Annotated in this window: 25 protein-coding genes; 8 read left to right on the forward strand and 17 right to left on the reverse strand. The window is 34.2% G+C overall.

Annotated elements, in window-relative coordinates:
• Window positions 1-118: 118 nt before the first annotated feature.
• A complete protein-coding gene (locus GX308_04060) occupies window positions 119-850 on the reverse strand; it encodes a response regulator (GenBank protein NLK21251.1) in 732 nt (243 codons plus the stop codon).
• Between the two features lie 10 nt (window positions 851-860).
• Window positions 861-2,633: a histidine kinase gene (locus GX308_04065; protein ID NLK21252.1), complete on the reverse strand. Its 1,773-nt coding sequence runs from the start codon at window positions 2,631-2,633 to the stop codon at window positions 861-863.
• A 156-nt stretch (window positions 2,634-2,789) separates the two neighbouring features.
• Between GX308_04065 and GX308_04070 the strand changes: the two genes are divergently transcribed.
• Both GX308_04070 and GX308_04075 read left to right on the forward strand, forming a co-directional pair.
• Window positions 2,790-3,047: a hypothetical protein gene (locus GX308_04070; protein ID NLK21253.1), complete on the forward strand. Its 258-nt coding sequence runs from the start codon at window positions 2,790-2,792 to the stop codon at window positions 3,045-3,047.
• Window positions 3,025-3,201, forward strand: coding sequence for a DUF3783 domain-containing protein (locus tag GX308_04075; protein NLK21254.1), 177 nt, complete (start codon window positions 3,025-3,027; stop codon window positions 3,199-3,201). Before GX308_04070 ends, GX308_04075 begins: the two co-directional genes overlap by 23 nt.
• Before the next feature lie 55 nt (window positions 3,202-3,256).
• Here GX308_04075 and GX308_04080 read toward each other — a convergent pair whose 3' ends face one another.
• Window positions 3,257-4,345: a hypothetical protein gene (locus tag GX308_04080; protein ID NLK21255.1), complete on the reverse strand. Its 1,089-nt coding sequence runs from the start codon at window positions 4,343-4,345 to the stop codon at window positions 3,257-3,259.
• A gap of 33 nt (window positions 4,346-4,378) precedes the next feature.
• Window positions 4,379-5,170 (reverse strand): RNA methyltransferase, encoded by a 792-nt coding sequence (locus GX308_04085; protein ID NLK21256.1) that lies wholly within the window; start codon window positions 5,168-5,170, stop codon window positions 4,379-4,381.
• 311 nt (window positions 5,171-5,481) lie between these two features.
• On the opposite strand from GX308_04085, the gene GX308_04090 reads away from it, so the two are divergent.
• From GX308_04090 to feoB, 5 genes are all read left to right on the forward strand, one after another.
• Window positions 5,482-6,693 carry an FprA family A-type flavoprotein gene (locus GX308_04090; protein NLK21257.1) on the forward strand — a complete coding sequence of 404 codons (1,212 nt, stop codon included), beginning with the start codon at window positions 5,482-5,484 and terminating at the stop codon, window positions 6,691-6,693.
• Window positions 6,694-6,701: 8 nt separating this feature from the next.
• Window positions 6,702-7,970: an NAD(P)/FAD-dependent oxidoreductase gene (locus GX308_04095; protein NLK21258.1), complete on the forward strand. Its 1,269-nt coding sequence runs from the start codon at window positions 6,702-6,704 to the stop codon at window positions 7,968-7,970.
• Between the two features lie 140 nt (window positions 7,971-8,110).
• Window positions 8,111-8,848 (forward strand): VCBS repeat-containing protein, encoded by a 738-nt coding sequence (locus GX308_04100; protein NLK21259.1) that lies wholly within the window; start codon window positions 8,111-8,113, stop codon window positions 8,846-8,848.
• Between the two features lie 173 nt (window positions 8,849-9,021).
• The gene (locus GX308_04105; GenBank protein NLK21260.1) at window positions 9,022-9,243 is read left to right on the forward strand and encodes a ferrous iron transport protein A; all 222 of its coding nucleotides are present in this window, start codon (window positions 9,022-9,024) and stop codon (window positions 9,241-9,243) included.
• A 16-nt stretch (window positions 9,244-9,259) separates the two neighbouring features.
• Complete coding sequence (gene feoB / locus GX308_04110) at window positions 9,260-11,131, forward strand: ferrous iron transport protein B (GenBank protein NLK21261.1); 1,872 nt, start codon at window positions 9,260-9,262, stop codon at window positions 11,129-11,131.
• A gap of 246 nt (window positions 11,132-11,377) precedes the next feature.
• On the opposite strand, the gene GX308_04115 is transcribed toward feoB, so the two are convergent.
• From GX308_04115 to GX308_04140, 6 genes are all read right to left on the reverse strand, one after another.
• Complete coding sequence (locus GX308_04115) at window positions 11,378-11,536, reverse strand: rubredoxin (protein NLK21262.1); 159 nt, start codon at window positions 11,534-11,536, stop codon at window positions 11,378-11,380.
• Between the two features lie 124 nt (window positions 11,537-11,660).
• Window positions 11,661-13,424: a pyruvate kinase gene (gene pyk / locus GX308_04120; GenBank protein NLK21263.1), complete on the reverse strand. Its 1,764-nt coding sequence runs from the start codon at window positions 13,422-13,424 to the stop codon at window positions 11,661-11,663.
• 10 nt (window positions 13,425-13,434) lie between these two features.
• Complete coding sequence (gene pfkA, locus GX308_04125; GenBank protein NLK21264.1) at window positions 13,435-14,409, reverse strand: 6-phosphofructokinase; 975 nt, start codon at window positions 14,407-14,409, stop codon at window positions 13,435-13,437.
• A 165-nt stretch (window positions 14,410-14,574) separates the two neighbouring features.
• The gene (locus GX308_04130) at window positions 14,575-18,054 is read right to left on the reverse strand and encodes a DNA polymerase III subunit alpha (protein NLK21265.1); all 3,480 of its coding nucleotides are present in this window, start codon (window positions 18,052-18,054) and stop codon (window positions 14,575-14,577) included.
• A 166-nt stretch (window positions 18,055-18,220) separates the two neighbouring features.
• The gene (locus GX308_04135; protein ID NLK21266.1) at window positions 18,221-18,493 is read right to left on the reverse strand and encodes a hypothetical protein; all 273 of its coding nucleotides are present in this window, start codon (window positions 18,491-18,493) and stop codon (window positions 18,221-18,223) included.
• Between the two features lie 201 nt (window positions 18,494-18,694).
• On the reverse strand, window positions 18,695-19,345 hold the full coding sequence (locus GX308_04140) for a hemolysin III family protein (protein ID NLK21267.1): 651 nt from the start codon (window positions 19,343-19,345) through the stop codon (window positions 18,695-18,697).
• Window positions 19,346-19,595: 250 nt separating this feature from the next.
• Between GX308_04140 and GX308_04145 the strand changes: the two genes are divergently transcribed.
• Window positions 19,596-20,183 (forward strand): DUF1836 domain-containing protein, encoded by a 588-nt coding sequence (locus GX308_04145; protein ID NLK21268.1) that lies wholly within the window; start codon window positions 19,596-19,598, stop codon window positions 20,181-20,183.
• Window positions 20,184-20,299: 116 nt separating this feature from the next.
• Here GX308_04145 and GX308_04150 read toward each other — a convergent pair whose 3' ends face one another.
• From GX308_04150 to GX308_04180, 7 genes are all read right to left on the reverse strand, one after another.
• Entirely contained in the window at window positions 20,300-20,560 is a 261-nt protein-coding gene (locus GX308_04150; protein NLK21269.1) for an HPr family phosphocarrier protein, read from the reverse strand.
• 63 nt (window positions 20,561-20,623) lie between these two features.
• Window positions 20,624-21,586 (reverse strand): DNA-binding protein WhiA, encoded by a 963-nt coding sequence (gene whiA, locus GX308_04155; GenBank protein ID NLK21270.1) that lies wholly within the window; start codon window positions 21,584-21,586, stop codon window positions 20,624-20,626.
• 1 nt (window position 21,587) lies between these two features.
• Window positions 21,588-22,598: a YvcK family protein gene (locus tag GX308_04160; protein ID NLK21271.1), complete on the reverse strand. Its 1,011-nt coding sequence runs from the start codon at window positions 22,596-22,598 to the stop codon at window positions 21,588-21,590.
• 3 nt (window positions 22,599-22,601) lie between these two features.
• Window positions 22,602-23,474, reverse strand: a complete 873-nt coding sequence (gene rapZ, locus GX308_04165; protein ID NLK21272.1) for an RNase adapter RapZ — start codon at window positions 23,472-23,474, stop codon at window positions 22,602-22,604.
• 196 nt (window positions 23,475-23,670) lie between these two features.
• Window positions 23,671-24,582: a UDP-N-acetylmuramate dehydrogenase gene (murB, locus tag GX308_04170; GenBank protein NLK21273.1), complete on the reverse strand. Its 912-nt coding sequence runs from the start codon at window positions 24,580-24,582 to the stop codon at window positions 23,671-23,673.
• A 147-nt stretch (window positions 24,583-24,729) separates the two neighbouring features.
• The gene (locus GX308_04175) at window positions 24,730-25,674 is read right to left on the reverse strand and encodes an ROK family protein (protein NLK21274.1); all 945 of its coding nucleotides are present in this window, start codon (window positions 25,672-25,674) and stop codon (window positions 24,730-24,732) included.
• A gap of 24 nt (window positions 25,675-25,698) precedes the next feature.
• Window positions 25,699-26,646 carry an HPr kinase/phosphorylase gene (locus GX308_04180; protein ID NLK21275.1) on the reverse strand — a complete coding sequence of 316 codons (948 nt, stop codon included), beginning with the start codon at window positions 26,644-26,646 and terminating at the stop codon, window positions 25,699-25,701.
• Window positions 26,647-26,770 lie beyond the last annotated feature (124 nt).

A 26,770-nucleotide genomic window follows, 5' to 3' on the forward strand; every position in this document is an offset into this window, starting at 1 on the left:
CCCTCCATTTTTTTTGATTTACCCTTTACATCTTTATTATATAGGGGATATTCCATAATCTGAATTATAATATCCTATGAAATTTGGACAATTTTGAACTAATTCTCCATCTTTAAGATCACTTTTTTGTGTGTTTTACTATATATTCTTTGGCAGATATGCCAGAAACCTTTTTAAAAACCCTACAAAAATACTGTACATCATTGTATCCTACCATACAGGCAATTTCATAAATTTTATAGTTAGTATCTATTAACAATTCCTTTGCTTTATCAATTCTAAAACGGGTAAGATAATTTGAAAACGTTACCCCTAACTCCTTAGAAAAAATCCTACTGATGTACTCTGGGCTCATTTTAAATTTATCTGCATAATCTTCAAGATTAATCTTTTGGGCATAATTATCGTTTATATCCCTAACAATTGCAGAGATTGCAGGGCTATATCGTTTTTCCTCTACTATTGTTTTATTGTCCTTTTCTGTAAACTTTTTATTGATTCTTTCCATAGTTTCCTTAAGTTTAGATGCAGTAATTGGCTTAAGCAAATAGTCTTCAACCCCTAAGGAAATCCCCTTCCTAGCATAATCAAACTCCGCGTAACCGCTTAATATAACAAAAACCACATCCATATTGCATTCTCGAATGTTAGATATCATCTGCAAACCATCCAACCTTGACATCTTAATATCTGTTATTACTACATCAGGGCTAAACTGCTTTATCATTACCATACCTTCATAGCCGTCTTCCGCTTCTCCAATAAGTTCATAAGGCTTCCCCATAGATGCTATAAGTTTACTAAGCCCCATCCTTGTGTGAATTTCATCCTCAACAATCAGTATTTTCATATTTTCCCTCCTATTGAACTTCTTTATATGGTAGCTTTAGCTGCATGCTTGTTCCTTTATCTTCTTTACTTTTTATATCTATATGGGCTGTCCCTAAATAATAAAGTTTAACTCGGTTAATAATGTTTTTAATTCCTATATTATTTCCATCAAATAGACCTTCGTTATTTATATATTCTTTTATTTGATTAAGGGTATCTCCCTTCATCCCCTTGCCATTATCTTTTATCTCAATACATAGCATATTTTCATCATTTACAAAGGCAGATATTTTAATAATTCCCCCGAACTTTTTCCCCTCAAAACCATGCAAAATTGCATTTTCTATCGCCGGCTGCAAAATCATTTTATGAACGGGAAATGCCATAGCTTCCTCTGTAATATTGTATATACATTCAAAGGAGTTGTTGAATCTTATTTTTTGTAGATATACATACTTCTTAAGCCATTCTATTTCCGCTTCTAATATAACGATAATATCTATATTAGAAATACTGTACCTCAGAAGGCTCCCTAGAGTGCTTAGCATTTCACTTATTGTATCTTGATTATTATCTATTGCAATCCAATTAATCATATCCAAAGTATTATAAATAAAATGGGGGTTTATTTGGGCCTCTAAGGCTTTTAATTCGGATTTTCTTTTTTGGTCAATCGCTATTTCTGTATCTTTTTTTTGCCTTTCCAATGTGCCTACAAGATGATTAATCTTTCTAGTCATTGAATTAAATTGATGGGCAATTGCAAATAGTTCATCTTTCTTCTCAACTTCAACCTTAACATCCATTTGCCCTTCCCCAAAAGATCTAATACCCCTAGAAATTTGTTTTATGGAGTTAGAGTATCTATTGGTAACCGTAATAATCAAAGTAAAAAATAACACTGTTGTTCCTATACTGATTAAAATTACTAAAATTCCATATTCCCTTACATGTTTAAAGATATCATTTTTATCAATAATATTTATAAGTCTCCAGGTGGTATTTATAATCTCTTTTTCTTTGATAAATAACTTACTACTAGCACCGCCCTCTATAAATTCGGAAAGGTTCTTCCCAATATTAGATTTATCCTGATGGGATACAATATTATTGTCTTCATCAATAATAATATTTTTATTACTTATATTAACCCTACTTGAACTTTCTTCAGTAAGAGTTGATAAAATTGATTCGTTAATTCCAATAAATAATACCCCATACTGTCTTTGTGTAATATAATCCTTTACAGGCATGGCGATAAAAAATATATATTGATCCTTATCCTTAATTTTCCTAAGGTTTCTAGTTGAGATTAAAGTAACACCCTGTTCATCCACTACTTCCTCTAATAATGCCTTTCGTACTTCCCTATCATAAAAATAGGATTCATAAGATACAAAATTGTCTTTATCATACAGTGCATAATCTAAGGAATTACTGATAAATGTAATGCTCCTTACATCCACTTTAATATTTGCATAAGAAATTAATTCCTGAGTCATAAAATATTTACTAACAGCTGTCTCCTTATCTTCTTGGATTTTTTGGCTATAATATAAAATATCCTTATCCAATGCCACATTATATAGAAAACCCTCAAAATCCTTTATGTTATCCCCAAGTATCTTTCCTGCTTGATTCATGCTATATTCAAGTAATGTATCTATTTGATTTTCTATGCTTCTTGAATAAACAATATTAGAAAATACAGTAATAATAAGAATTGGGATAACCGCCAAAAGAATATATGCAAAAATAAGCTTAGCCTTAATACTTGTATAATCAAATTTAATTATTTTCATTGAGTACCTCCGCCAATCACAATTTTATGTCAATCTTATTCTTTAATATCAATATAATTATACAGGTAGTTTAAAAATCATACAAGCTTATCCTTTCCACTTTTTTGAAGCCATGATATACTATAATAGTAAAATCCAAGATAAAGGAGTGAATTTATGTCTTTTCAAAAAATTAATTCCCAAGATACAACTAGAAGTATTGAACAAGTATCTATAATGGCATATGGTTATAATGAAAAAGAGCTTAAGATATTAAATGATTTCTGCCATAAACAATCCATTAATAATATGATTGTAGTAAATAATGAAATCCTTGATATGACCTTGGAAGATATATTAAGCGGAACCGTTTCACCGTCTCCTTCCCCCCCTTCCGGTAAAAGCAATTATCATGAATGGATTTTCCGGAAGTGATTTACAGTCATTCCTTAAAGGGTTTAAAAGCATAAACTTAGAAAGGCCTATATTTGCTACTGTTACTCCCACTTCAAAAACCTGGTCTTTTAAAACTTTAATTAATGAACTTATTAAGGAGCATAATATAATGAAAAATAGGAATAAAAAATAAAAGCACCCACTGGGTGCTTTCTGTATTATGATTAGTTCCTTATTTAAAATAAATCCTATTTTGGTTCTCCATTTTCCCATGTTCCTTTGTAAATTATATTTCCATCTTTATCATATTTAATCCCTTCACCATGGAAATTGCCCTTATCAAACTCTCCTTCATACATTTTTTCCCCTGTCTCATAATATTCTATCCCTGTCCCATGGGAAAAATCATCTTTCATATCCCCATTGTACCAAAGTCTACCACTTTCGTAGTAGCCCCTTCCCTTTCCATTTGCTCTGCCTTCTACTAATTCTCCCATATACATTGTTCTACCATTTTCATAATATATCTTACCCCTTCTATTAAAGGTTCCATTTTTCCAATGCCCTATATAAAAAACACCCCCATTGGGATAATAGGCTACACCTTCCCCATCTGGGCATCCATCTTCTACTTCTCCTTCATAAACCTTGCGACCCTTTTCATCATAAAAAACACCTTTTCCGGACATCTTTCCGTTTTTAAAGGTACCTTTATACATTATCTCTCCATTTTTATAGTATCTATCCCCTTCCCCATGGGGAATCCCATCTTTCATACTTCCTTCATAGGCCAAGGTTCCATCTCCGTGATAAAGCCTTTTTTTATCTAAAACTTCATTAGTCTTATCTTTCCTATCCAAAGCCTCAATATTTCTTATGACCATATCGTAAATTTTATATTTATTACCCTTTTTTCTAAAAGTGTATTCAAAGGTATTTCTCCTATCTATGTAATTTTCATTTTTCGTGGCCTTAGCTAGTATATTGACTTCTGCCTTAATATCTTTCCCTGTCTTTTCTAAAAACTTAATACTCTCCAACTCGTAAACCAATCCATAATAGGATAAACTATCAATGGTTTCCTTAAGTTCCGTATAATTTAAAGAGTAAATAGGACTGTCACTGTGAAATAAATAAAGGTAATCCGAGTACTTTTTTTCTTCTAGTGTTTCTAATAAGTGTTTTAATATCTCTTTTATTTCTCTTTTATTTCTTTCATCTATTACATTTTCCTTAATTTCTGTTTTATTCTCTGTAGCCCATAGGGTGTTGGAAATGCCAATATTTATACCAAGTACCATGATTAGAAAAAAAGTAACTTTAAAAAACCTACTCATATTTACACTCCTTATATATTTATATAATTATCTTTAACAATTTACCCTTTGTCTAATTACTTCATACATTAATATTCCTGCTGCCATTGCCGCATTTAAAGATTCGGCCTTCCCGGGCATAGGAATTTTTACTAAGATATCGGTTTTTTTTGCTGTAGTATCTTTGATACCACTGGATTCATTTCCTATTAAAATCGCTATGCCTGCCTTTAAATCGCAATCATAAGGATACCTTTTCCCTTTCAAATGGGCAGATAAAACTGATACATTGCTTGTTGTGAACTGTTTTATGAGTTCATCCATATCTATATCGATTAAAATAGGAAGATGAAAAATCGAGCCCATGGTAGAACGAATAACCTTGGGGTTATATAAATCTACACATTCCTTCGTTAAAAATATGCCGTCAACCCCTGCTGCATCTCCCGTTCTTATGATAGTACCTAGATTCCCTGGATCTTTGATATCTTCCAATACAATATAGAACCCATTTCTCTTTGTTATGACTTTTTCTAGAGTAAATGTTTTTTGTTTACAAACTGCTAGAATACCCTGGGGAGTTGTGGTATCTGCTATCTTATCAAATATCTTATCACTCACTTCTATTATAATATCTTTTTTTAAGAACAACTCCCTTAAAAGCTTTTCATTTTCTTTTTTGAAGGAGCTGGAAACAAAAACAGAATCAATCTCCCAATCCCTTGGAATTTCTTCAACTATTTTTATCCCCTCTATAACAAAGAGCTTTTCCTTATTTCTTTGCCTTTTATTCTTTTGAATTCCCATAAGCCATTTAATATGCTTATTTTGTGTACTCTCAATCATAAAGTTCACTCTTTTCAGCTTATATCGTTAAATCTTCGAATTTTCTCTTCCAATTATTATGGCAAATATCCTTATCTCAAGTTTTTCTATAAAATATAACTATTTTTGTATATTCTTTGCCTAGAATTCACATTCTAAACATAAACTATCTATGGATTTCAACTTAAATATTATATCATAACAGGCATAAAAATCAAAAACTTCTTCTAACTTAAGCGGCACATGTTGACAATGAACATATCTTTTGATAGATTTATTATTAAGGGATATTAATTATCATTTATTAAAGATATATTATAAGGAGTGAACATATGTATAAACCTCTAGAAATTTCTAAAGACCTTTACTGGGTTGGGGTTCTTGACCCCGATCTTAAGATATTCGATATTATTATGGAAACAAAGTACGGTACTACATACAATTCGTATTTACTAAAGGGCAGCAAAAAAACCGTTTTATTTGAAACGGTTAAAGATAAATTTGCTGATCAATGTATCGAAAGAATAAAAAATATCTGTAATCCCGAAGAAATTGACTATATAATTGTTAATCATACGGAGCCGGATCATGCGGGATCCGTTTCCATACTTCTTGATTACTGCCCCAATGCCACCATAGTGGGGACCGGCCCTGCCCTTAAATTTTTAAAAGAAATAACCAACCGTCCTTTTAATGCCCTCCCAGTATCCGATGGGGATACCCTAGATATAGGAGATAAGACCATACGTTTTATTATGACCCCCTTCTTACACTGGCCAGATACAATGTATTCTTATATCGAAGAAGATAAAATATTAGTGACCTGCGACTCCTTTGGGGCCCACTATTGTGATGAAAGAATATTTAACGACGCTATCGAAAAGGAAAAAGAACCAGAAATATTGGATTCTTATAAATACTATTTTGATATGATTATGGGTCCTTTTAAGCCCCATGTTCTTCAGGCTCTTGATAAAATAAAAGGTTTAGAAATTAAGACTATCTGCACGGGTCATGGTTTGGTTCTTAAAACCGAAATACAAAAATATCTTGATTTGTATAAAAAATGGGCAACAACCACCCAAAGAGAGAAACCTTCTGTTGTTATTCCTTATGTTTCAGCCTACGGATATACTAAAAAGATGGCCGAAGAAATTAAAAAGGGGGTTAAGGCCGCTGGGGATATTGATGTATTATTATTTGATATGGTATATGAAGATAGTACCAAAGTAATGGGAGAAATATCTAATGCTAGGGGTATACTATTTGGCTCTCCTACCATCGTAGGAGATGCCCTTCCTCCTATTTGGAACCTTCTTATTTCCCTTAACCCTGTAATCCATAAGGGTAAAATGGCCGGGGCCTTCGGTTCTTACGGCTGGAGTGGTGAGGCAGTGTCTAATATAGAAGGCCGCCTAAAACAATTAAGACTTAAAATACCTGTGCCGGGGCTTAAGATATCCTTCAATCCCTCGGATACCCAACTTAAACAAGCTTACGAATTTGGAGAAAAGTTCGGCTCGGCCGTACTAGGAAAGGAATAAGATAAAATATGGGAGAAAAACTACTTATTGTGGGAGGCTGTGTAGCCGCTAAAGAAGCTGCCATGGCTGCAAGGAAGATAAATTCTGAATGTGAAATTACTATACTGTCTGAAGAAAAGTACTATCCTTATTACAGGCCTATGCTTTCAGAATGTATTACCGGCGATGTAAATGAAAAGCGATTTTATTTAGCCTCCAAAGAAGATTATGAAAAAAACAATATAAATTTGAAGTTAGGGGAAAAAGCAATAGAATTTTCACCTGACGAAAGGACAATAAAGACCGATAAAGGCAGCATCTATTCTTATGATAAACTTTTGATAGCAACAGGAAGCAAAAACTTTATCCCTCTCCCTGATGCTATGGACATCCCTGGGGTATTCTCTATAAAAACCTACAATGATTCCAAAGATGCCAAGGCCTGGGTCTCTTCCCTCAAAGCAACCTCGGACTTATATTCTAATCTCCCTACAAATGACAATACTGATGTTGATGATAGCAACCCCGTGGAGGCAAGTCTTCACCCCAGCTCACATGTCATAATAGTAGGCGGTGGTCTATTAGGCCTTGAAGCTGCCTGGGAGCTAAAATCTTCAGGCCTTGATGTAACCATAATTGAACTGGCCCCAAGAATTTTACCTGCCCAATTGGATGATGAAAGTTCTTCCTTTTTTTCTAATATTATTACCTCCAAGGGAGTCAATATAATACTAAATAAATCTATCAAAGAAGTATTAAATGATAACAACATAAACTCTATTATTCTTAATGATGGCACTTCCCTAGATTGTGATATGCTTTTATTTTCAGTTGGAATAAGACCTAATATAGATTTGGTGAAGGACTCAGAAATCGAAATAGAGCATGGCATTTTAGTAAATAACAAAATGGAAACCTCTCTAAAAAATGTATATGCCGCAGGGGATGTTACAAAAATAAAGGACTGTCCCCAAGGAATATGGCGCCCTGCCTTAGAACAAGGAAAAGTTGCCGGTACCAATATGGCAGGTGGTGACATTACCTATAATAATCCTCCAATACCCATATTCCTTAACTCCTTTGGCACCCAAATCTATTCCATAGGAGAACTAAAATCTGCAAATGAAATAGACTCTATAAAATCAATAGATACACATAAAGGGGTCTATAAAAAGTTATATTTCAATAACGATATTTTAGTTGGTGGCATATTAATAGGAGATATAAAAAGCTCAACTAAATTATCAAAAGGATTAGAAAATAAGATATCCAAAGAAGAAGCCCTCTCCCTAATATAAAAGCTCTCGCCCAAGCGAGAGCTTTTATATTAGGGACTACATAGTTTATTAGGTTATTGTATGTCTTGCCTTTTTTAAAATGAACTCTTTTAAGAATGCTAACATAGAATAATATAAACCATCTGTCTGGAGGAATACCTATGTTTATAAATCCTTATCGCAAGCTAAACAACCAAAATCCCTTAATTGTCTTCTCAGTCCAAGGTGATGTAACGGGTGATGGTATACCTGATAATATTTATCTTACAGGAATTAAAACTGAAGACAGCCCCTTTATTCAAAAAATTACTCTTGTAATTAGGGACGGTAGAACAAACAATATAGCAACTATTCCCCTTAAAACTAATGCGGGGTATAATCCCACAATTTTTCTCGGGGATTTTACTGGAAATGGGATAAAGGATATTCTTATCTCAATTAATTCCGGAGGTAGTGGGGGAATTATGTATTATTATATCTATTCCAATGTAGGAAATAACCCTAGTTTGTTATTTGATTATGAAACCTTTAATGAGAAATATGACTATGAAGTAATTTACAGGGATTATTATAAGGTAGATGTAATAAATATTACGGAAGAAACTAAATATGTAATAGATATTTCTAACAGAGAAAAAGACTATTTACAGGAAATATATAAAGAAGATGGCACTCTTAAAGCACCTATAGAAGGATTTGTTAGCCCCCTAAGCGGCCTTTATCCTATAGATTTCGATACTAATGGGATATATGAACTTCTAGGATTCCAGAGAATTTCCGGTAAGTATGCCGCTGATGCTTTAGGGTATATACAAACCTCCTTAGAATGGCATATGAATAACTTCAATCTAAGAGATCAGTTCGTATCTATTTATGGGATGAATATAATTACTAACTAACATGTGCCAGGTACGCAGGCTATAAGGTTATCTGTAAAGCCCTATTAATCTGTGTATCTGGTACATGTTTATATTGACAGTAGTTTTCATTTGTAATATACTATCAGTAAGAAATTTCGTTTTTTTTGTTTATATGTTGATAATGATTATCATTATATACGAGGAGGGTTTTTATGAGATTATCTAATGCACATCCCGGTCAAACAATAGAAATAGTATCCATTCCTGATTCATCGATTAGGGCTCAGGCTATTCGGTTTGGTCTTTATGAAGGGGCAAAGGTTAAATGTTCCCAAGCTATTAAAAAAGGACCTGTTATATTACAAAATTATATGCAAGAGATTGCAATTGGCCATGGTCTTGCCAATAAAATAGAAATTAAACTTGTTTCGTAACTTAGGAGGAGTAGCTATGAGTTCTTGTCATTCTAATATACCTATTGACCTTAAAAGTCATGCCGATAAAACTAAGCTTATCTTAGTTGGAAATCCTAATGTAGGTAAATCTGTTTTTTTTAATGCCTTAACAGGTCTATATGTAGATGTATCTAATTTTCCTGGGACAACAGTGGATATAAGCCATGGAATATACAAAAATTATGTTGTTATCGATACCCCCGGTGTCTATGGTGTTTCTTCTTTTAATGATGAAGAGCGGGTTGCTAGAGACGTTATTCTTGAAGGAGATATCATCTTAAATGTGGTGGATGCTGTTCATATGGAAAGGGATTTGTTTCTTACTCAACAACTTATTGATATGGGGAAAAGAGTAATAATTGCCCTTAATATGATGGATGATGTAAAAAGAAATGGACTTCTTATAGATATAAAAAAGCTATCAGAATCCCTAGGGGTCCCAATTATCCCCACAATTGCAGTGGATAAAATAGGCTTGGATGAAGTAAAAAACAGCTTAGAAAAAGCCTCCATAGGTAATCCCATAAGCGGAATTAAAGGCCTATTGAAAGAGGCCTCCACCTTGGTGTCAAATCCATCCGAAGCCCTCCTTGTACTAGAAGAGGATGAAAATATAATAACAAGGAATAATATTAAAAATAATGATAAATATGAATCTAGGGAAAAAATATACCGCCAAAGAAGGGAAAAGGTTAATGAAATCATAGATTCTGTTGTAACCCAAACCATGGATGGGGCTAATTTTAGAACTCGCCTCAGTCAAATTATGTTAAGACCCCTTACAGGTATACCTATACTTATTTTGACTTTATATATTATGTACAAGTTTCTGGGGGTTTTTATAGCCCAAACTGTTGTAGATTTCACAGAAGAAGTAATTATGGGTACTTATTATAATAATTTTATAATTGATATCTTTGGTCCCCTTGTAGATGGTCACAATTTCTTAAAAAGGTTTTTGATTGGAGATTTTGGAATATTGACTATGGTTCCCATTTATATACTAGGGCTTCTCCTTCCTTTAGTTATAGGTTTTTATTTTTTACTAGCTTTATTAGAGGATTCTGGGTATCTACCAAGAATTGCTACACTAGTTGATAAAGTTTTAACTAAGTTAGGCCTAAATGGACGGGCAATTATTCCAATTATCTTGGGATTTGGTTGTGTTACCATGGCGACTGTTACAACAAGAATACTAGGCTCTAAAAGAGAAAGATTCATAGCAACCATGCTTCTTGGACTTACAATCCCTTGTTCTGCTCAACTAGGGGTAATTGTTGGGATGATTAGTGCCCTAGGCCCTAATTACTTTTTAATTTATCTTATTACCATTATTGCCGTATTTGTAATTTCTGGGACTGTTTTAAATAAGGTTTTACCCGGTCAATCAACCGACCTTTTAATCGATATCCCTCCCCTTAGGATTCCGAGAATAAAAAATATTTTGTCTAAAACTTATACAAAGACCATAATGTTCTTAAAAGAAGCTTCCCCACTATTTTTAATTGGGGCTATACTTATTACCTTTATGGAACACTTTGGTATCCTAATTGCTATTCAAAATGCTATTTCTCCTTTAACAGAGGGATTTCTAAAACTTCCTAAGGAGGTAGCAACTGCATTTATCATGGGTATTGTAAGAAGGGACTTTGGGGCTGCGGGTTTATTTAGACTAGTAGACTTAGGTATGCTAAACCAAGCTCAAACATTAATTTCTCTGGTTGTAATTACCCTTTTTGTACCCTGTATAGCAGCTATCTTAGTTATTTTTAAGGAAAGAAGCTTAAAGGAATCTATTGCTATTTGGTTTGGAAGTATGTTTACCTCATTTTTAGTGGGTGGAATTCTAGCAGCTATATTAATCTAGTATGTAATGGACCTAATTCTTACTTATTGGAAGGTGATAATATGAAATGTCCAACTTGTGGTAATGAGGTAGATGTAAAGGCAACCTCCCGATGTCCTAGATGCAACTCCATCATCTCATATCCTTATAAGAAATGTGAGGAATGTAAGGGTTGTTCCGTATTTAGTAAATGCCCTTCAGAAACAAATAAAAAGTAGGTAATTTAAAAAATTACCTACTTTTTATTTTTAGAAAAAACTTCATAATTTATTGTTCTTCAAATTGATCCTTTGGCACCCCGCACATAGGACAAACCCAGTCTTCTGGAACATCTTCAAAAGCTGTTCCAGGAGCTACCCCATTATCCGGATCCCCATCTGCTGGATCGTAAACATACCCACATACTAGACATACCCATTTACTCATAAAAATTCTCCCTTCATAATGTATTATGTATAATTATAAATATACCCAAATCTTATACATAATATACCACTATTTTTTTCCTTTGTCAAAGACTTATTACCTGATAAGAATTATTATTTAGCTTTTACTTTTTCTTTTCTGGAACCCCATTATAAACAAACCCTTTTTTACTTTCTACAGTTATTAAGGTCCCACTTCTTATTAGAGCCACAGCATTATCAGCCCCGATAATCACAGGTATATCTAGAGCTCTTCCGACAATGGCAGCATGAGAATCTTCTCCCTCTTCCCCATCTTCTACGATAATAGCAGAGGCTTTTTTCATATAAGGTAGAAACTCATTATTAGTTTTATGAGTTACTAGGATATTCCCTTTTTTAAAATACTTTTCAGCTTCTTCTATTACCTTAATCACACTGGCGGTCCCCGAAACAGTTTTTCGTCCTATACCTATTCCCTTAACTAATACATTTCCCACAATATGGACTTTTAAAATATTGGTTGTTCCTGATATTCCAACAGGAACCCCCGCAGTGATTACAATCAAATCCCCTGATTTAGCCAATCCGATTTCTACTGACTTTTCAACTGCTTGGCTAAAAATCTCGTCCGTTGTTGGTTTTAACTCTGTCATAACTGGTACACAGCCCCAAACCAAACTCAATTGTCTCCAGGTTTGTTCATCCGTGGTGCAACCCAGTACTGGAGAAGAAGGTCTGAATTTTGATACCAATCTTGCTGTTCCCCCAGATTTTGTTACCGTTACAATGCAAGCGGCATTTAAATCCGCAGCAGTTGTACAGGTAGCATGGCTTATGGCATTGGTTATATTTGTTTGGATTGATCTGTGGTATTCATTCATATTTTTAATATAATCTATAGAGCTTTCTGTCCTTTTTGCTATAGTTGCCATCATCATTACACTTTCTATAGGATAAGAGCCCTTTGCAGTTTCTCCAGATAGCATAATAGCATCTGTACCGTCAAAAATAGCATTGGCAACGTCATTAGCCTCTGCCCTTGTAGGTCTTGGGTTCCTAACCATGGAATCTAGCATTTGGGTGGCAGTTATTACTGGTTTTCCAATCTTATTGGCTTTTTTAATAAGCATTTTTTGAACTAAAGGCACTTCTTCCGTTGCAATTTCTACTCCTAGATCTCCTCTAGCCACCATTATCCCATCGGCTACTTCTAGGATTTCATCTATATTATTTACGCCATCTCTATTTTCTATCTTCGCAATAATTGCAATGCTATTTCCACCATTTTCTTCTAGTATCTTTCTAATTTTTATTACATCATTAGCGGAACGGATAAATGAAGCCGCTATATAGTCAAAGCCCATTTTTATACCAAACTTAATATCTTCTGTATCTTTTTCAGTTAGGGAAGGTAGATTTACATATACATCCGGGATATTGACTCCTTTCTTAGAGCTAATGGGCCCCCCATTTATTACTTCACATTCCACTTCTGTATCAGTCAAGTTTTTAACCCTAAGTTCTATAAGTCCATCGTCTAAAAGAACTCTACTGCCCCGCCTTAAATCGAAGGGTAGGTTTTTATAAGTAACACTAACCCTATTTTCGTCTCCTTCTATCTCTTCACTAGTTAGGGTAAAGGATTTTCCTTGTTGTAAAAAAACCTGTTCCTTGGCAAAGTTTTTAATGCGAATTTCAGGGCCTTTAGTATCTAAGACCAAAGGTATGGGGACATTTAATTCTTCCCTAGCTACAATAAGATTTTTAATGGTTTCCCCATGGGATTCATAGGTACCATGGGAAAAATTGATTCTTGCTGCGTTCATCCCATTAGTAATTAATTTCTTTATGGTTTCCACATCACTAGAGGATGGTCCTAAAGTGCATACAATTTTAGTTTTTCTCATTATATTACTCCTATATCGAAAGAATTTTGGATACTTCGTACATTCTTTCATCTATTGTTTTTTTCATTTTTAATGCCTCGTTGATATCATAGTCTGTATATTTTCCTTCTCGGTAAGCTACGACACGGTTGGTTTTTCCTTCACAAAGAAGATCCACCGCCATAGCTCCCATCATGGAGGCATGGAGCCTATCAAGGGCAGATGGACTTCCCCCTCTTTGAAGATGACCTAGTATACTAGCCCTGGTTTCTATTCCTGTAACCTCTTCTATTTTGCTAGCGAGTTGCTCGGAACCTCCAACCCCTTCTGCTGAAATAATCAAATAATGTTTTTTACCTTTTTGTTTACTTTCTAGAATTTCTCTTATTATGTCTTCATCAGATGATCTTTCCTTTTCGGGAACCAAAACCATTTCCGCTCCATTGCTTATTGCACTCCAAAGGGCGATGTATCCTGCATTTCTTCCCATAACTTCTACAATACTACATCTTTCGTGAGATGTTGAAGTATCCCTTATTTTATTGATAGCCTCCATAGCCGTATTTACGGCGGTATCAAAACCTATTGTGTAATCGGTGCATGCAACATCAAGGTCAATTGTGCCAGGAACTCCTATTGTATTGATACCTAAACTAGCTAACTTCTCTGCTCCCTCAAAAGAGCCATCCCCACCTATAACAACAAGACCTTCTATGCCAAATACCTTACACATATTGGCTCCTCGTTTTTGTCCTTCTAACTTAACAAACTCGGGACATCTTGCAGTTTGAAGAATAGTGCCTCCTCTTTGAATGGTATCGGATACACTCTTTGTATTCATTTCAAAAATATCTCCATGAATAAGACCATTGTATCCTTTTCTTACACCCATTACTTTAAGTCCCCTTGCAATAGCTGTACGCACAACAGAGCGAATAGCTGCATTCATTCCTGGAGCGTCCCCACCACTTGTTAGTACACCGATAGTTTTTATCTTCTTGCTCATTTTATTCCCTCCGTTATTGTCTTTGTTTATCTTATACTTAGTTTATCCCTATTCTCTAATGTGTATATTATTATGCTTTTAAAATTTTTATCGAAAATCTATATACATTGTAATAAATTTAGATTTTTATTTCAATAAGAATCTAATTTTTGTTTTGCTTCGGGCTTATTTCTCCGTAATAACTACATTTTCTTCCCCTAGTATATGTTTTAATTTATAAATTAAATCCTCCTTAGGGGAAATCCATAGACTTTTAGCAGCTCTCATGGTTTTATTTAGGGCTTCAATGTGTATTATAACCGGTACATCGCCCCTGCAATTTAGTAAAATTGGCTTAATCTCATCTATTATCTCCATATTTCCTTTAGATACAGGAATTTTTAAATATAGCTTAGTTTTTTTTATCTCTTTTTGTTCTTTCATCTCTCCAAAAGGGATTATTTCTTCACATATTAGTTTTGCATCCTCATCTTCCCTTATGGCAACTCTCCCTTTAGTATATATAATTTCATCTTCTTGTAGGTACTTAGAATACCTTTCATATATCTTAGGAAACACTATAATCTCCACTGCCCCCTGTAAATCCTCTAAAGTTACGAATGCCATGACCTGATTGCTTCTAGTTGATTTAATGCTTTTATCGGCAATCATCCCCCCTATAATGACCCTTTGTCCATCGACTATAGAAGGTAGTTCTTCCTCCCTTTTAATAAAATCAAAACTTGAGGCGCTAGTATTATTTTTCAACTCCTGAGCATACTCATCTAAGGGATGCCCACTCAAATACATACCTAATACTTCCTTTTCCATGGCTAAAAATATTTTCATGGGATATTCGTCCATACTTGGAAGAGTATCTTCTTTGGTGACTCCCTCTTGCCCAAAGTCAAATAAATTAATCTGACCTTCGATTGTTTTTTTCCTTTGATTATTAATATTATCTGAAACCTGTTTATAAACTGAAATATATTGGCTTCTTTTTCCCCCCAAGGAATCAAGGGCCCCCGCCTTAATAAGGCTTTCCATACTTCTTTTATTTAAATCCCCGCTATCCATTCTTTCAAAAAAATCTACTAGGCTTATAAAGCTACCATTTTTCTTCCTTTCTTTTACAATAGCTTCTACCATAGACTTTCCTACATTTTTTATTGCTGCAAGTCCATATCTTATTTTACCGCAGGATACAGAAAACGAAGGCAACCCTTCATTGATATCAGGGGAAATCAAATCAATCCCCATCTTCTTGCAAGCATAAATGTATTCTTTAATCTTATCGGTATTATCCATTACAGAGGTCATAAGTGCTGCCATAAATTCTACAGGGTAATGGGCTTTTAGCCATGCAGTCTGGTAGGCCACTACAGCATAGGCAGCAGCATGGGATTTATTGAAAGCATATTTTGCAAAATCCGTCATTTCATCAAATATTTTTTCTGCAATCTGTATGGGAATTCCCTTATTAACACATCCAGGAACTTCTTTACCATTGCCATGGACAAAATTTCTTCTTTCTTCTGCCATAACATCGGCTTTTTTCTTTGACATGGCCCTTCGGACCAAATCACTCCGTCCTAGGCTATATCCTGCCAAATCCCTTACAATCTGCATAACCTGTTCTTGATAAACTATGCAACCGTAGGTTGTGCTTAAAATCGGCTCAAGGGCAAGGGTTGAATATTCTATAGCCTCTTTATTTTTTTTACCTTTAATATATTTAGGGATAAAATCCATGGGACCCGGACGATAAAGGGAAATCCCTGCAATGATATCTTCAAGGTCTCTCGGCTGAAGTTCTTTCATAAAGTTTTTCATTCCTGTACTTTCTAGCTGAAAAACTCCTTCTGTTTTGGCTGCGGATATTAAAGCATAAACTTCTTTATCATTAAAATCTATTTTATCTATATCTATTCTTGTTCCATAATTAGATTCTATTTGCTCTAGGGCGCTGCGGATAACCGTTAATGTCCTAAGTCCTAAAAAGTCCATTTTAAGAAGCCCTAACTCCTCTAGGGTTGTCATAGTAAATTGGGTTGTAATTACCCCCTCATTAGCATTAAGAGGAACATATTCCACTACTGGTTCTTTTGATATAACTACCCCAGCTGCATGGGTTGATGAATGTCTTGGAAGGCCTTCTAGTCTTCTTGACATATCTATAAGATAGCGGATTCTTTCATCACTTTCATACAATTGTCTTAATTCATTATTAATTTCCAAAGCCCTATCGATTGTTATACCTAATTCTGTTGGAATCATTTTAGCTATCTTGTCGACTTCTGCATAGGGCATATTTATAGCCCGTCCGACATCCCGAATAACTGCCCTTGCTGACATGGTTCCAAAGGTAATAATCTGGGCTACTCTATCTTCCCCATATTTTCCTATAACATAATCTATAACTTCTTGCCTTCTCTCATAACAAAAATCAATATCTATATCAGGCATACTAACTCTTTCAGGGTTTAAAAATCTTTCAAAGAGTAGCTGGTATTCTATGGGGTCAATGTTGGTAATAGAAAGGCAGTATGCTACTATACTTCCTGCTGCCGAACCTCTTCCAGGACCTACCATAATACCATTGTCCTTAGCATATTTTATGAAATCCCATACTATTAGAAAATAGTCCACATATCCCATTTGCTCTATGGTCATTAATTCATATTCAAGTCTTTTCTTAAGTTCATTATTATGATTAGGATACCTCAGGTTAAAACCTTCTTGACATAGCTTTCTTAAGTATTCATTAGGGGTATATCCCTTGGGAACATCGTATTGGGGTAATTTTAATTCATGAAAGGTAAACTCCACATTACATCTTTGGGAAATTTTATAGGTATTTTCTATTGCTTCTTTAGCATAGGGAAACCTTTCCAGCATTTCATTGGAAGATTTTAAATAAAACTCTCCCCCCGGATAAATCATTCTATCCTCATCTTCCATAGTCTTTGCTGTTTGAATACAAAGTAGTATTTCATGGGCCTTATTATCCTCTTTATAGGTATAATGAACATCATTAGTGGCCACTAAAGGAATACCCGTATCTTTACTCATGCGAAATAGATTCTGATTGACTTCTCCCTGTTCCCTCATCCCATGATCTTGAAGTTCAAGATAAAAGTTACCCTTACCTAATATTTCTTCATAGCTAAGGGCAATCTCTACTGCCTTCTCATAGGAGACTTCCCTTATAGTTTTGGCAACTGGCCCCGCAAGGCAAGCACTAAGCCCTATTAAGCCATCGGAATGCTTTTCTAAAAGTTCCAAATCAATTCTCGGTTTATGATAAAATCCTTCTATAAAACCATGGGAGACCAACTTAACTAAGTTTTTATAGCCTTTCATGTTTTCTGCCAAAAGAACAAGGTGAAAATAATTTGCATCTTGTTTTTCCTTATCAAAACGGCTCCTTGGAGCTACGTACACTTCACAACCTATAATAGGCTTTATCCCTTGTTTTTTTGCTTCTTTATAGAAGTCTATAACGCCATACATAGTTCCATGATCCGTTATGGCTATACTATCCATTCCCAATTCCTTAGTTCTTGTAATTAACTCATTAATCTTGCAAGAACCATCCAAAAGGCTATATTCTGTATGAACATGAAGATGGGTAAAGGAGATATTGTTTGATGTAGTTTTATCCATATAATGCATCCTTCCGTAAACTCATACAATATCCCTATTATATCATACTCACACAGGTTTACCTAGCTGGCCAAAATAAAAAATATCCCTATTATTATGCTAAGGGATATTTTTATTTATATTTTTAAAAATAAATGAGTTTTATCCTATAAAGATATCTTCCCCATTAGTATAATCCTTCCTTTTTGGGTAAGAAAAATATTTTTTTTACAGCTTCAATATTTGCATTGATAAAAATATCGGGATAACCTGATGCTCTTAATTCGTTTACATATTTTTCAATCACCGTTTCTTCTACTTCCTCTAATTCAATGTCATGATTATCTAGATATTCTGCAAAATGATGCATACCGGATATATATCTTATCCTATTCTCCATAGATGTCTCGTAAGTGCTAAAGGTATTGACAATTTCTTTATCCACAATCTCTAAATCCATAACAGGCCTCCTTTTTTATTTATCAGTATCTCCTTTTATAATAAATTTATTAAGGTAATTCTATTATAACACTTCTTCAAGAAATTTCCATATAAAATACAGGTATCTTTTATACCTGTATTCCATGAGTTTAAAATATAAAATTTATCAAAGATAAGTAATCCTAAATATCCTAAATATCTAATGTTTCAAGGCGATTTTCTATAAATATAATATATAATGAAGCATAAACCAAAAGTGACACATGCTTCCTCCTAGTACGAACAAATGGAATATTTCATGAAAACCTAATAATTCAAAATTAATTTTTGGCCTTTTAGTCCCATAAATTATTCCACCGACAGTATATAATACTCCACCTGCTACCAGCCATCCAAGTCCCTTAGGTGAAATAGCATTTACTAAAGGCACAAAGGCTACCACTACAAGCCAACCCATTACTATATAAATTAAGGTAGATAATCCTCTTGGGGCGTTGAACCAAAATATTTTAAATAATATTCCCATTATTGCAATTGCCCAAATACTTGCAAAGAGGCTCCAACCCCAAATTCCTCTTAATGCGATTAGACATACGGGTGTATAAGTTCCAGTTATTAAAATATAAATCATCATATGATCTATTTTTTGGAGAATTTCTATTTTCTTTTCTGATAAATTGAGGGCATGATATAAGGTACTAGCTGTATATAGTAGGATTAAACTGACCCCAAATACACTAAATGTTGCTATATGCCATGGTGTACCTCTTACTACAGCATAATAAAGTAAAAATACTAATCCTATTATTGAAAGGATATCCCCAATTAAGTGGGTTAAAGCATTTATTGGCTCTCTCATTTTTGCAAACATAAAATCACTCCTTATGTAGTATTGTTTACTACTTATAGTATATACATATATAATAATACATATTCATCATAATTGCAATACATTATATCTACACTTTAATATCTAGGGTTGACTTAAATTATATAAATACCTACATTCACTTTGTCAATGCAGGTGTTTATATTTTGCTTGTTATGATACGTATATATGGTATAATGGTATTAGCTCATTTTAATTAAATTACCATATGCATTGAATAGGAGAGATATAAATGGATTTAAATAAGGATATTCTAAATGATTTTATTAAGGATTTTAGTTCTTTAGAAGGAATACCCCTATCGGATATACCTAATATTGATTTATATATGGATCAGGTCACTACCTTCTTTGATGATAAATTAAGCCCTTGGAAGTTAGATGATGAGGATAAAATCCTCACAAAAACCATGATTAACAATTACGCCAAAGCCGATATACTTTTTCCTCCTATTAAAAAGAAGTATTCTAAGGAACATATGGTTTTGCTTATATTAATTTATCACCTAAAACAGATTCTTTCCCTTAGTGATATACATACTTTATTATTTCCTATAATTCAAAAAAACATGTCTAAAGACTCCTTTGATTTATACTCCCTATATGAACAGTTTTTAGATATTCAAAAAGATGAATTGGAAAATCTTGAAGGAAACTTCTTTAAAAAAGTAGATGCACTTTTTGAGGGATTAGAAACCCAAGAAGATGCAGATTATCCTTTACTGCTTCTTACTGTTATGAATCTAGTAATAAGTTCTAGTATCCAAAAAAACCTTGCAGAAAAATTAATTTATAAATTTAAAAAAACATTCATTAAGTAAAAAGGATAGTAGTTACGAATACCGAATATGGAAATGTGGGCTGACAGGCACCTTTTTAAGGTAATAAAAAAAGCAAAGCACTCTACAAAAACTTTCAAGGTAGGTGCTTTGCTCTTTTATTCTTTATGTGAGGTTAAAAATTCCATTAATTTGTTTATGGCCTCTTCTTCATCATTTCCTTCTGCCCTAATGGCTAACTCTTGTCCTTCTAGGGCTCCTAGAGACATCATGCCCATTATACTTTTTGCGTTAACTTGTTTGTCCTCCATTAAAACATAAATATTGCTTTTATATTGACTGGCAATTTGAACAAATAATGCTGCCGGCCTTGCTTCTAAACCTGTTTCAATCTTAACAACAACTTGTTTTTCAATCATTTTCTTCCTCCATTTCGCCACCCTTTGGCATATTTAAGTGGTGAAAACAACTGTTTTTTGTTCTCACATTTTTTCTCCTCTTTGTTCCCTTAATTGTTCTGCTATTATACCTATTTTTCTTAATCTATGATTCACCCCTGATTTCCCCACGGGAGGGTTTAGTAGGGCTCCTAATTCCTTTAAGGTAGCATCAATGTACTGGGTTCTATATCTTGCTGTTTCCTCTAAGGTTTTAGGAAGACTGGATAATCCTATGGTATTTTCTATAAATTTTATATCCTCTAGTTGTTTTACTGCCGCCGAAACAGTTTTTTTAAGATTTGCTGTTTCACAATTAACAATACGATTGACATTATTTCGCATTTCTTTTACGATGCGGACGTTTTCAAGATCCATTAGGGCTATATGAGCTCCCATGATATTAAGCAAATCAACTATTTGGGCCCCTTCTTTTAGGTAAACTACTTGATGTCTTTTTCTTTTAATCACTTTTGCATCCATATTAAATAAATTAATAAGTTCCATTAAGGCTTGTGCATGTTTTAAATGCTGATTCACAAATTCCAAATGGTATGTTTTTTCAGGGTCACTTAGGGAACCTGCAGCTAGAAAAGCTCCCCTTATATATGCCCTCTTACAACAGGTAGTTTTTACAATCAGGGGATAAATCCCGTGCCTTCGTATTATCTTTTCATTTTCTTCTTTTATTATCCCCGTAGCCTTTAATATCTTTTTTGTGTCTTCTGTAGAGGCAACAAAAAGGAAATAAACAGACCTTTTTTTAAGTTGGGTATTTTTTCTTATTAATACTTCCGTATTTATATTAAAAGTTTTCTTTAATAATGTAAAGTACTTTCTAGCAACTGCTGCATTTTCAGTTTGAAATTTTATGGATATGTTTTTGTCCTCGTGGATAAAAACTTCTCCACATACATTAATTAAGGCAGCAATTTCTGCTATTCTACAATGCCTAGTCTCATCTATATGGCGGGTTAATTCATTCTTTACTCTAGAAGAAAAGGACAAATCATTCACCTCCATAAGAACCTTTATAATTATTAATTATAATGTTCATTACCACTTTTGCTAACTTTGTAGGGTCATGGCGAACTAATTTTCTATCAGGATATACCCTAAGTAAGGGTGCATCTATTATTTTAAATTCCTTATCCTTTACAGTCTCTTTATCCCACTTCACTTCTTTAGACCTATCCTCGTGGTATATTTTCAATAAATCCTCAGGAATATTTTCTGTATTTGCAACCACATAATCTATAATATCTTTTCCACCATATTTTCTCAGCTCTTCTATATGCATCAATAAGTCAAAATCATCGGTTTCCCCTGGTTGGGTCATTATATTACTAATGTATATCTTAATTGCTTTACTTTGCAAAAGGACTTCTGGAACCTTATCCACTAGGAGATTAGGGATAATACTAGTGTACAAACTCCCAGGCCCCAGTATCACTGCATCGGCATTTTTAATTTCTTCCAAGACTTCAAAAAGGGGTTCGGGTTTTTCAGGGTATAAATATACTTCTTTAATACGCACATGACTTTCTTTGCTTTTTTCTACTATTTCACTTTCTCCGCAAATAACTTCTCCATCCCTTAGTTTTGCACAAAGCTGGACATCTTGCTTAGTAACCGGAAGAACCTTTCCTGTTACCGCTAACACTTCACTCATTCTTTGTACTGCTTCTTCAAAATTGCCGCATATTCCAGTCATTGCTGCTAAAAATAAATTCCCAAAACTTTGCCCCGTTAAACTACCTTCCTTAAAACGATATTGGAGGAGTTTTTGCATTATGGGTTCTGTATTCGCTAAGGCTAGGATACAGTTTCTGATATCCCCTGGTGGAAGCATCTTCATCTCTTGTCGCAAAATCCCCGAGCCCCCTCCATCATCTGCTACCGTTACAACTGCAGTTATGTTGGGAGTAAATTTTTTAAGACCCCTTAGCATAGTGGAGAGCCCTGTCCCTCCCCCTATAGCAACGATCTTAGGTTCCATCTTTAACCCACTCATAGTCATTCCTCATTTTCCTAATTTACTATCTTTTTCAATATCTCTATGCTGAAGTACCGTACGATGGTTACCCTTTTTAAGGATTTCATATAAGGCATTAGCTAAGGTAACTGATCTATGTTTTCCTCCTGTACACCCAATGCTTATAACTAGCTGGTTTTTCCCCTCTTTAATGTAATTAGGAATCAAAAATTCCACTAGGCCTACCATCTTACTTAAAAATTCCCTGCTTTCATCCCAATGCATAACATACTCCCTAACTTCCATGTTGTTTCCTGTCTTATGGCGCATATCTGGAATATAAAAAGGATTTGGTATAAACCTAACATCAAAAACTAAATCTGAATCATTAGGAATTCCATATTTAAATCCAAAAGATAAAACCGTAACCATCAAACTTTCAAAGGGTTTTTCTTCAACAAATATATGAAATAATTCTTCTTTTAATTGTCTTGTCAATATATTGCTAGTATCTATAATATAATCTGCTCTTTCTTTCACATCTTTTAAAATTTTTCTTTCTTTTTCTATGCCCACATTAATTCTTTCGTCTTCTATCAGAGGATGCTTTCTTCTAGTCTCCTTAAAACGTTTAACTAAAACAGCGTCTGAGGCATCTAAAAATAGAATTTCATAGTTGTAACCTTTTGTTTTTAGGGCTTGCAATCCTTCAAATAAATCCGAAAAAAGCTTACCTCCCCTAGTATCAATCCCTACTGCTACCTTATCTATTTCACTTCCTGGATTTGAACAAATTTCAGCAAACTTAGGAATGAGTGCAGGTGGAAGATTATCTACACAAAAAAAGCCCAAGTCTTCTAACATCTTCGCCGCTGTACTTTTTCCAGCTCCAGACATTCCAGTAACTATTATAAAACGCATGATAATCCCCCTTTTGTCATATGTTTATACTTATCTTTATTTTATCATAAATTGATTCATTAATCCAAAGTATAAAAATGGTTAACACTTGAATTTAAGGGCTTTGCTATTACCTAAGCTGATAAAAAGATTGTCCTCTTGAGTATATCATGTCTAATATTTGCAAATAATCTTTCCTTTATTTAGGAAACTATCCCTACTCACCAATTACCCTTACTTCCGTATCCATGGATACTCCGAATTTTTCTTTTATAGTATTTTGAATATGTTTTATTAAATTGAGTACATCTTCTGCTGTGGCATTTTCTTTGTTTATTATAAACCCACAGTGTTTTTCTGATACCTGCGCCCCTCCAATGGAGTACCCTCTAAGACCTGCATCCATTATCAACTTCCCTGCATAGTAACCCTCTGGCCTTTTAAAAGTACTACCGGCACTGGGTATATTTAAGGGTTGTTTTGTAGTTCTTTGTTCTGTTAGATAATTTATTCTCTCTTGAATTTCTTCTATGTTTCCTTTTTGAAATTTTAACTTTGCATTTAAAACTATATATTCCTTTTTTTGAAGAATGCTACTTCTATAGCCTAAGTTCATTTCCTCATTGCTAAGGGTGAGTATCTTTCCTTCTTCGTCCATAATATCGGCGGATACAAATACTTGTTTTATTTCACCACCATAGGCTCCTGCGTTCATATAAATAGCACCCCCAAGAGTTCCTGGGATTCCGCTGGCAAATTCAAACCCTGTAAGGCTTTTTGCCATTATTTTTTTAGATAGGGCAGACAGTAGTATGCCGGATTCTGCCCAGACTTCATTTTCTTCTATCTTAACCTCACTTAAATTTTTATAAATTTGTATGATAACTCCTCTAAACCCTTTATCTTTAACCAAAAGATTGCTACCATTACCCATAATATAAAAGGGAATCTTGTTTTTTCTACATATCCCTACGGCACTTCTTACTTCTTCTATAGTTCTAGGAGAAATAAAAACATCTGCAGGCCCCCCTATCTTAAAGGATGTATGGTTTTTCATAGGTTCATCTAATCTAATGGATTCTTGGGAGATACTTTTTATGAATTCTTTTAGTAGGCTATCTTTTTCCAAACTATTCACCTCCATACATAGCATTTTTCACTTATTATGTGAATATGATTTAGCCTTCATTTAAATAGGTGCGATGTTGTATTATTCCTAATACATTATAATATATGTTTTTATATTAATAAAGAATACCTTCCTAGATAAGGAAGGTTATAGTCCGAGCATTGCTGCCCCTATTATTCCTGCTTCATTGCCTAATTCCGCAATTCGCAACTGTGTTTTAAATGACTCATTTCCATATACTTCTTTTTCAACAACTTCTTTTAGAGGGTTAAGAAGATTATTCCCTTGCGCACATACGCCTCCTCCTATTACAACCACCTCTGGTTGCAATATATTAATCATATTGGCAATTCCACACCCTAAATATTTGATATAGTTATCGACTAATCCTTTCCCTATTTTATCTCCACTCTGAGCTGCATCAAAAGGAGTTTTAGCATCTATTTTATTGATATCCCCATCTACTAAAGTATACACTTTTGATTCGGGGTGCCTTACGGCTTCCATCTTTGCTTCTCTAATAAGGGCTGTAGCTGAAGAATAGGTTTCCCAACAGCCCTTCCTGCCGCAGGTGCATTGCTCTCCATCCACAACTATAACATGATGACCTACTTCCCCTCCACCATAAAAGGTGCCGCTAAAGATTTTTCCGTCTATGATTATTCCACCCCCTACGCCTGTCCCTAGTGTTACGGTGATTGAATTTTTATATCCTTTGGCTGCTCCTGCTATTGCCTCCCCTAGGGCTGCACAGTTGGCATCATTTTCTAAATGCACTGGAATATCTATGTATTTTTGAAGTTCTGTACGGATGGGAACATTTTTGAAGTTTAAGTTGTTGGAGTAAACCAATATTCCATTTACAGGGTCAGGGGTTCCGGGACTTCCTACTCCAATAGAATGAACTTCATTGAGAGAAATTCCCTCTTCTTTAATAATATCCTGGCATAAGTTTCCCATATCCATTAATATTTCTTTATAATCCCGCTGTCTTAAAGTTGGAATGCTTTTTTTCCTTACTAACTGACCTTTCTCTGTAACAATCCCTGCTGCTATATTTGTTCCTCCTAAGTCTACACCAATATAATACATCTCCTACCTCCATATAATGTTGTTTTAAGAATTTAATTTTTGTTTTTCTTTTTTCTTTTTAAGGTTTACCATTATGCGGTTATTCAGTTCTTCCGCAGCATTATATCCCATTTTTTTCTGCCTGTGGTTTACTGCTGCTGTTTCACAGATGACAGCTAAATTTCTTCCTGGTCTTATAGGAATTGCATGACAAACGACCTTATTCCCTAAAAATTCAATATATTCCTCTGTTAAGCCTAATCTATCGTATTCCATTTGTTCATTCCATAATTCCATTTTAATGACCAAATCAATATTATGGACGTCCTTTACAGATTCAACCCCGTAAAGTTTTTTCACATCTACAATCCCGATTCCCCTTAATTCTATAAAATGCCTTATTACTTCGGGAGAAGAACCAATTAAAGTCTGATTGGAAACCTTTTTTATTTCTACTACATCATCGGCAACAAGACGATGCCCCCTTTTTATAAGCTCTAGAGCGGCTTCACTCTTGCCGACTCCACTTTCCCCAGTAATAAGTACCCCCTCTCCAAACACATCTACTAAAACCCCGTGAATAGATGTTCTAGGCGCTAGTTCTACCTTAAGCCATCTAATAAGTTCAGCCATAAACTCTGAGGTAGTTTCACTAGTCCTTAGCAGGGGAACATTATATTCTTTAGCATAGGAAATCATTTCAGGAAAGGGTTCTAATTCTCGGCATAAGATTAAACAAGGTATATGGAATTGAAATAATCTTTCTAAAATCTTTTCTCTTAAATTTTTATCCATCCTACTTAAGTATGTATATTCCACTTTTCCAATGATTTGCACTCTTTCTGCATCGAAATAATCGAAATATCCCGCCAGTTGCAATGCTGGCCGATTGACATCAGATTGGGTAATTTGGATATGCTCATAATCAATATCAGAGAGGCTATTTTCGAGATTAAACTTTTTAATTATTTGACTTATATTGACATAATACAAGTTCATCCCTCTTTTCATAGTATAATAGTAGGAATTAATTTTAGTATAATTAGCCTATATCTTCTTTATCATTCTATCATAGTTTTATGTAAAATCAATCAAATAATACCATAGAAGTTCTCAA

The sequence above is a fragment of the Candidatus Epulonipiscium sp. genome, from assembly GCA_012519205.1.
GTDB lineage: Bacteria > Bacillota > Clostridia > Lachnospirales > Defluviitaleaceae > JAAYQR01.

What these genes read in the sequence shown, in the direction of transcription:
- GX308_04090 (NLK21257.1), top strand. Translation starts at nt 5,482, where the DNA reads ATGTATAAACCTCTAGAAATTTCTAAAGACCTTTACTGGGTTGGGGTT.
- GX308_04175 (NLK21274.1), bottom strand. Translation starts at nt 25,674, where the DNA reads ATGTATTATATTGGTGTAGACTTAGGAGGAACAAATATAGCAGCAGGG.
- GX308_04160 (NLK21271.1), bottom strand. Translation starts at nt 22,598, where the DNA reads ATGACTATGAGTGGGTTAAAGATGGAACCTAAGATCGTTGCTATAGGG.
- GX308_04115 (NLK21262.1), bottom strand. Translation starts at nt 11,536, where the DNA reads ATGAGTAAATGGGTATGTCTAGTATGTGGGTATGTTTACGATCCAGCA.
- GX308_04060 (NLK21251.1), bottom strand. Translation starts at nt 850, where the DNA reads ATGAAAATACTGATTGTTGAGGATGAAATTCACACAAGGATGGGGCTT.
- pfkA (NLK21264.1), bottom strand. Translation starts at nt 14,409, where the DNA reads ATGAGCAAGAAGATAAAAACTATCGGTGTACTAACAAGTGGTGGGGAC.
- rapZ (NLK21272.1), bottom strand. Translation starts at nt 23,474, where the DNA reads ATGCGTTTTATAATAGTTACTGGAATGTCTGGAGCTGGAAAAAGTACA.
- GX308_04070 (NLK21253.1), top strand. Translation starts at nt 2,790, where the DNA reads ATGTCTTTTCAAAAAATTAATTCCCAAGATACAACTAGAAGTATTGAA.
- GX308_04140 (NLK21267.1), bottom strand. Translation starts at nt 19,345, where the DNA reads ATGTTTGCAAAAATGAGAGAGCCAATAAATGCTTTAACCCACTTAATT.
- GX308_04075 (NLK21254.1), top strand. Translation starts at nt 3,025, where the DNA reads ATGAATGGATTTTCCGGAAGTGATTTACAGTCATTCCTTAAAGGGTTT.
- GX308_04150 (NLK21269.1), bottom strand. Translation starts at nt 20,560, where the DNA reads ATGATTGAAAAACAAGTTGTTGTTAAGATTGAAACAGGTTTAGAAGCA.
- GX308_04065 (NLK21252.1), bottom strand. Translation starts at nt 2,633, where the DNA reads ATGAAAATAATTAAATTTGATTATACAAGTATTAAGGCTAAGCTTATT.
- feoB (NLK21261.1), top strand. Translation starts at nt 9,260, where the DNA reads ATGAGTTCTTGTCATTCTAATATACCTATTGACCTTAAAAGTCATGCC.
- GX308_04105 (NLK21260.1), top strand. Translation starts at nt 9,022, where the DNA reads ATGAGATTATCTAATGCACATCCCGGTCAAACAATAGAAATAGTATCC.
- GX308_04095 (NLK21258.1), top strand. Translation starts at nt 6,702, where the DNA reads ATGGGAGAAAAACTACTTATTGTGGGAGGCTGTGTAGCCGCTAAAGAA.
- GX308_04135 (NLK21266.1), bottom strand. Translation starts at nt 18,493, where the DNA reads ATGGATTTAGAGATTGTGGATAAAGAAATTGTCAATACCTTTAGCACT.
- pyk (NLK21263.1), bottom strand. Translation starts at nt 13,424, where the DNA reads ATGAGAAAAACTAAAATTGTATGCACTTTAGGACCATCCTCTAGTGAT.
- GX308_04145 (NLK21268.1), top strand. Translation starts at nt 19,596, where the DNA reads ATGGATTTAAATAAGGATATTCTAAATGATTTTATTAAGGATTTTAGT.
- GX308_04100 (NLK21259.1), top strand. Translation starts at nt 8,111, where the DNA reads ATGTTTATAAATCCTTATCGCAAGCTAAACAACCAAAATCCCTTAATT.
- GX308_04080 (NLK21255.1), bottom strand. Translation starts at nt 4,345, where the DNA reads ATGAGTAGGTTTTTTAAAGTTACTTTTTTTCTAATCATGGTACTTGGT.
- GX308_04130 (NLK21265.1), bottom strand. Translation starts at nt 18,054, where the DNA reads ATGGATAAAACTACATCAAACAATATCTCCTTTACCCATCTTCATGTT.
- GX308_04085 (NLK21256.1), bottom strand. Translation starts at nt 5,170, where the DNA reads ATGATTGAGAGTACACAAAATAAGCATATTAAATGGCTTATGGGAATT.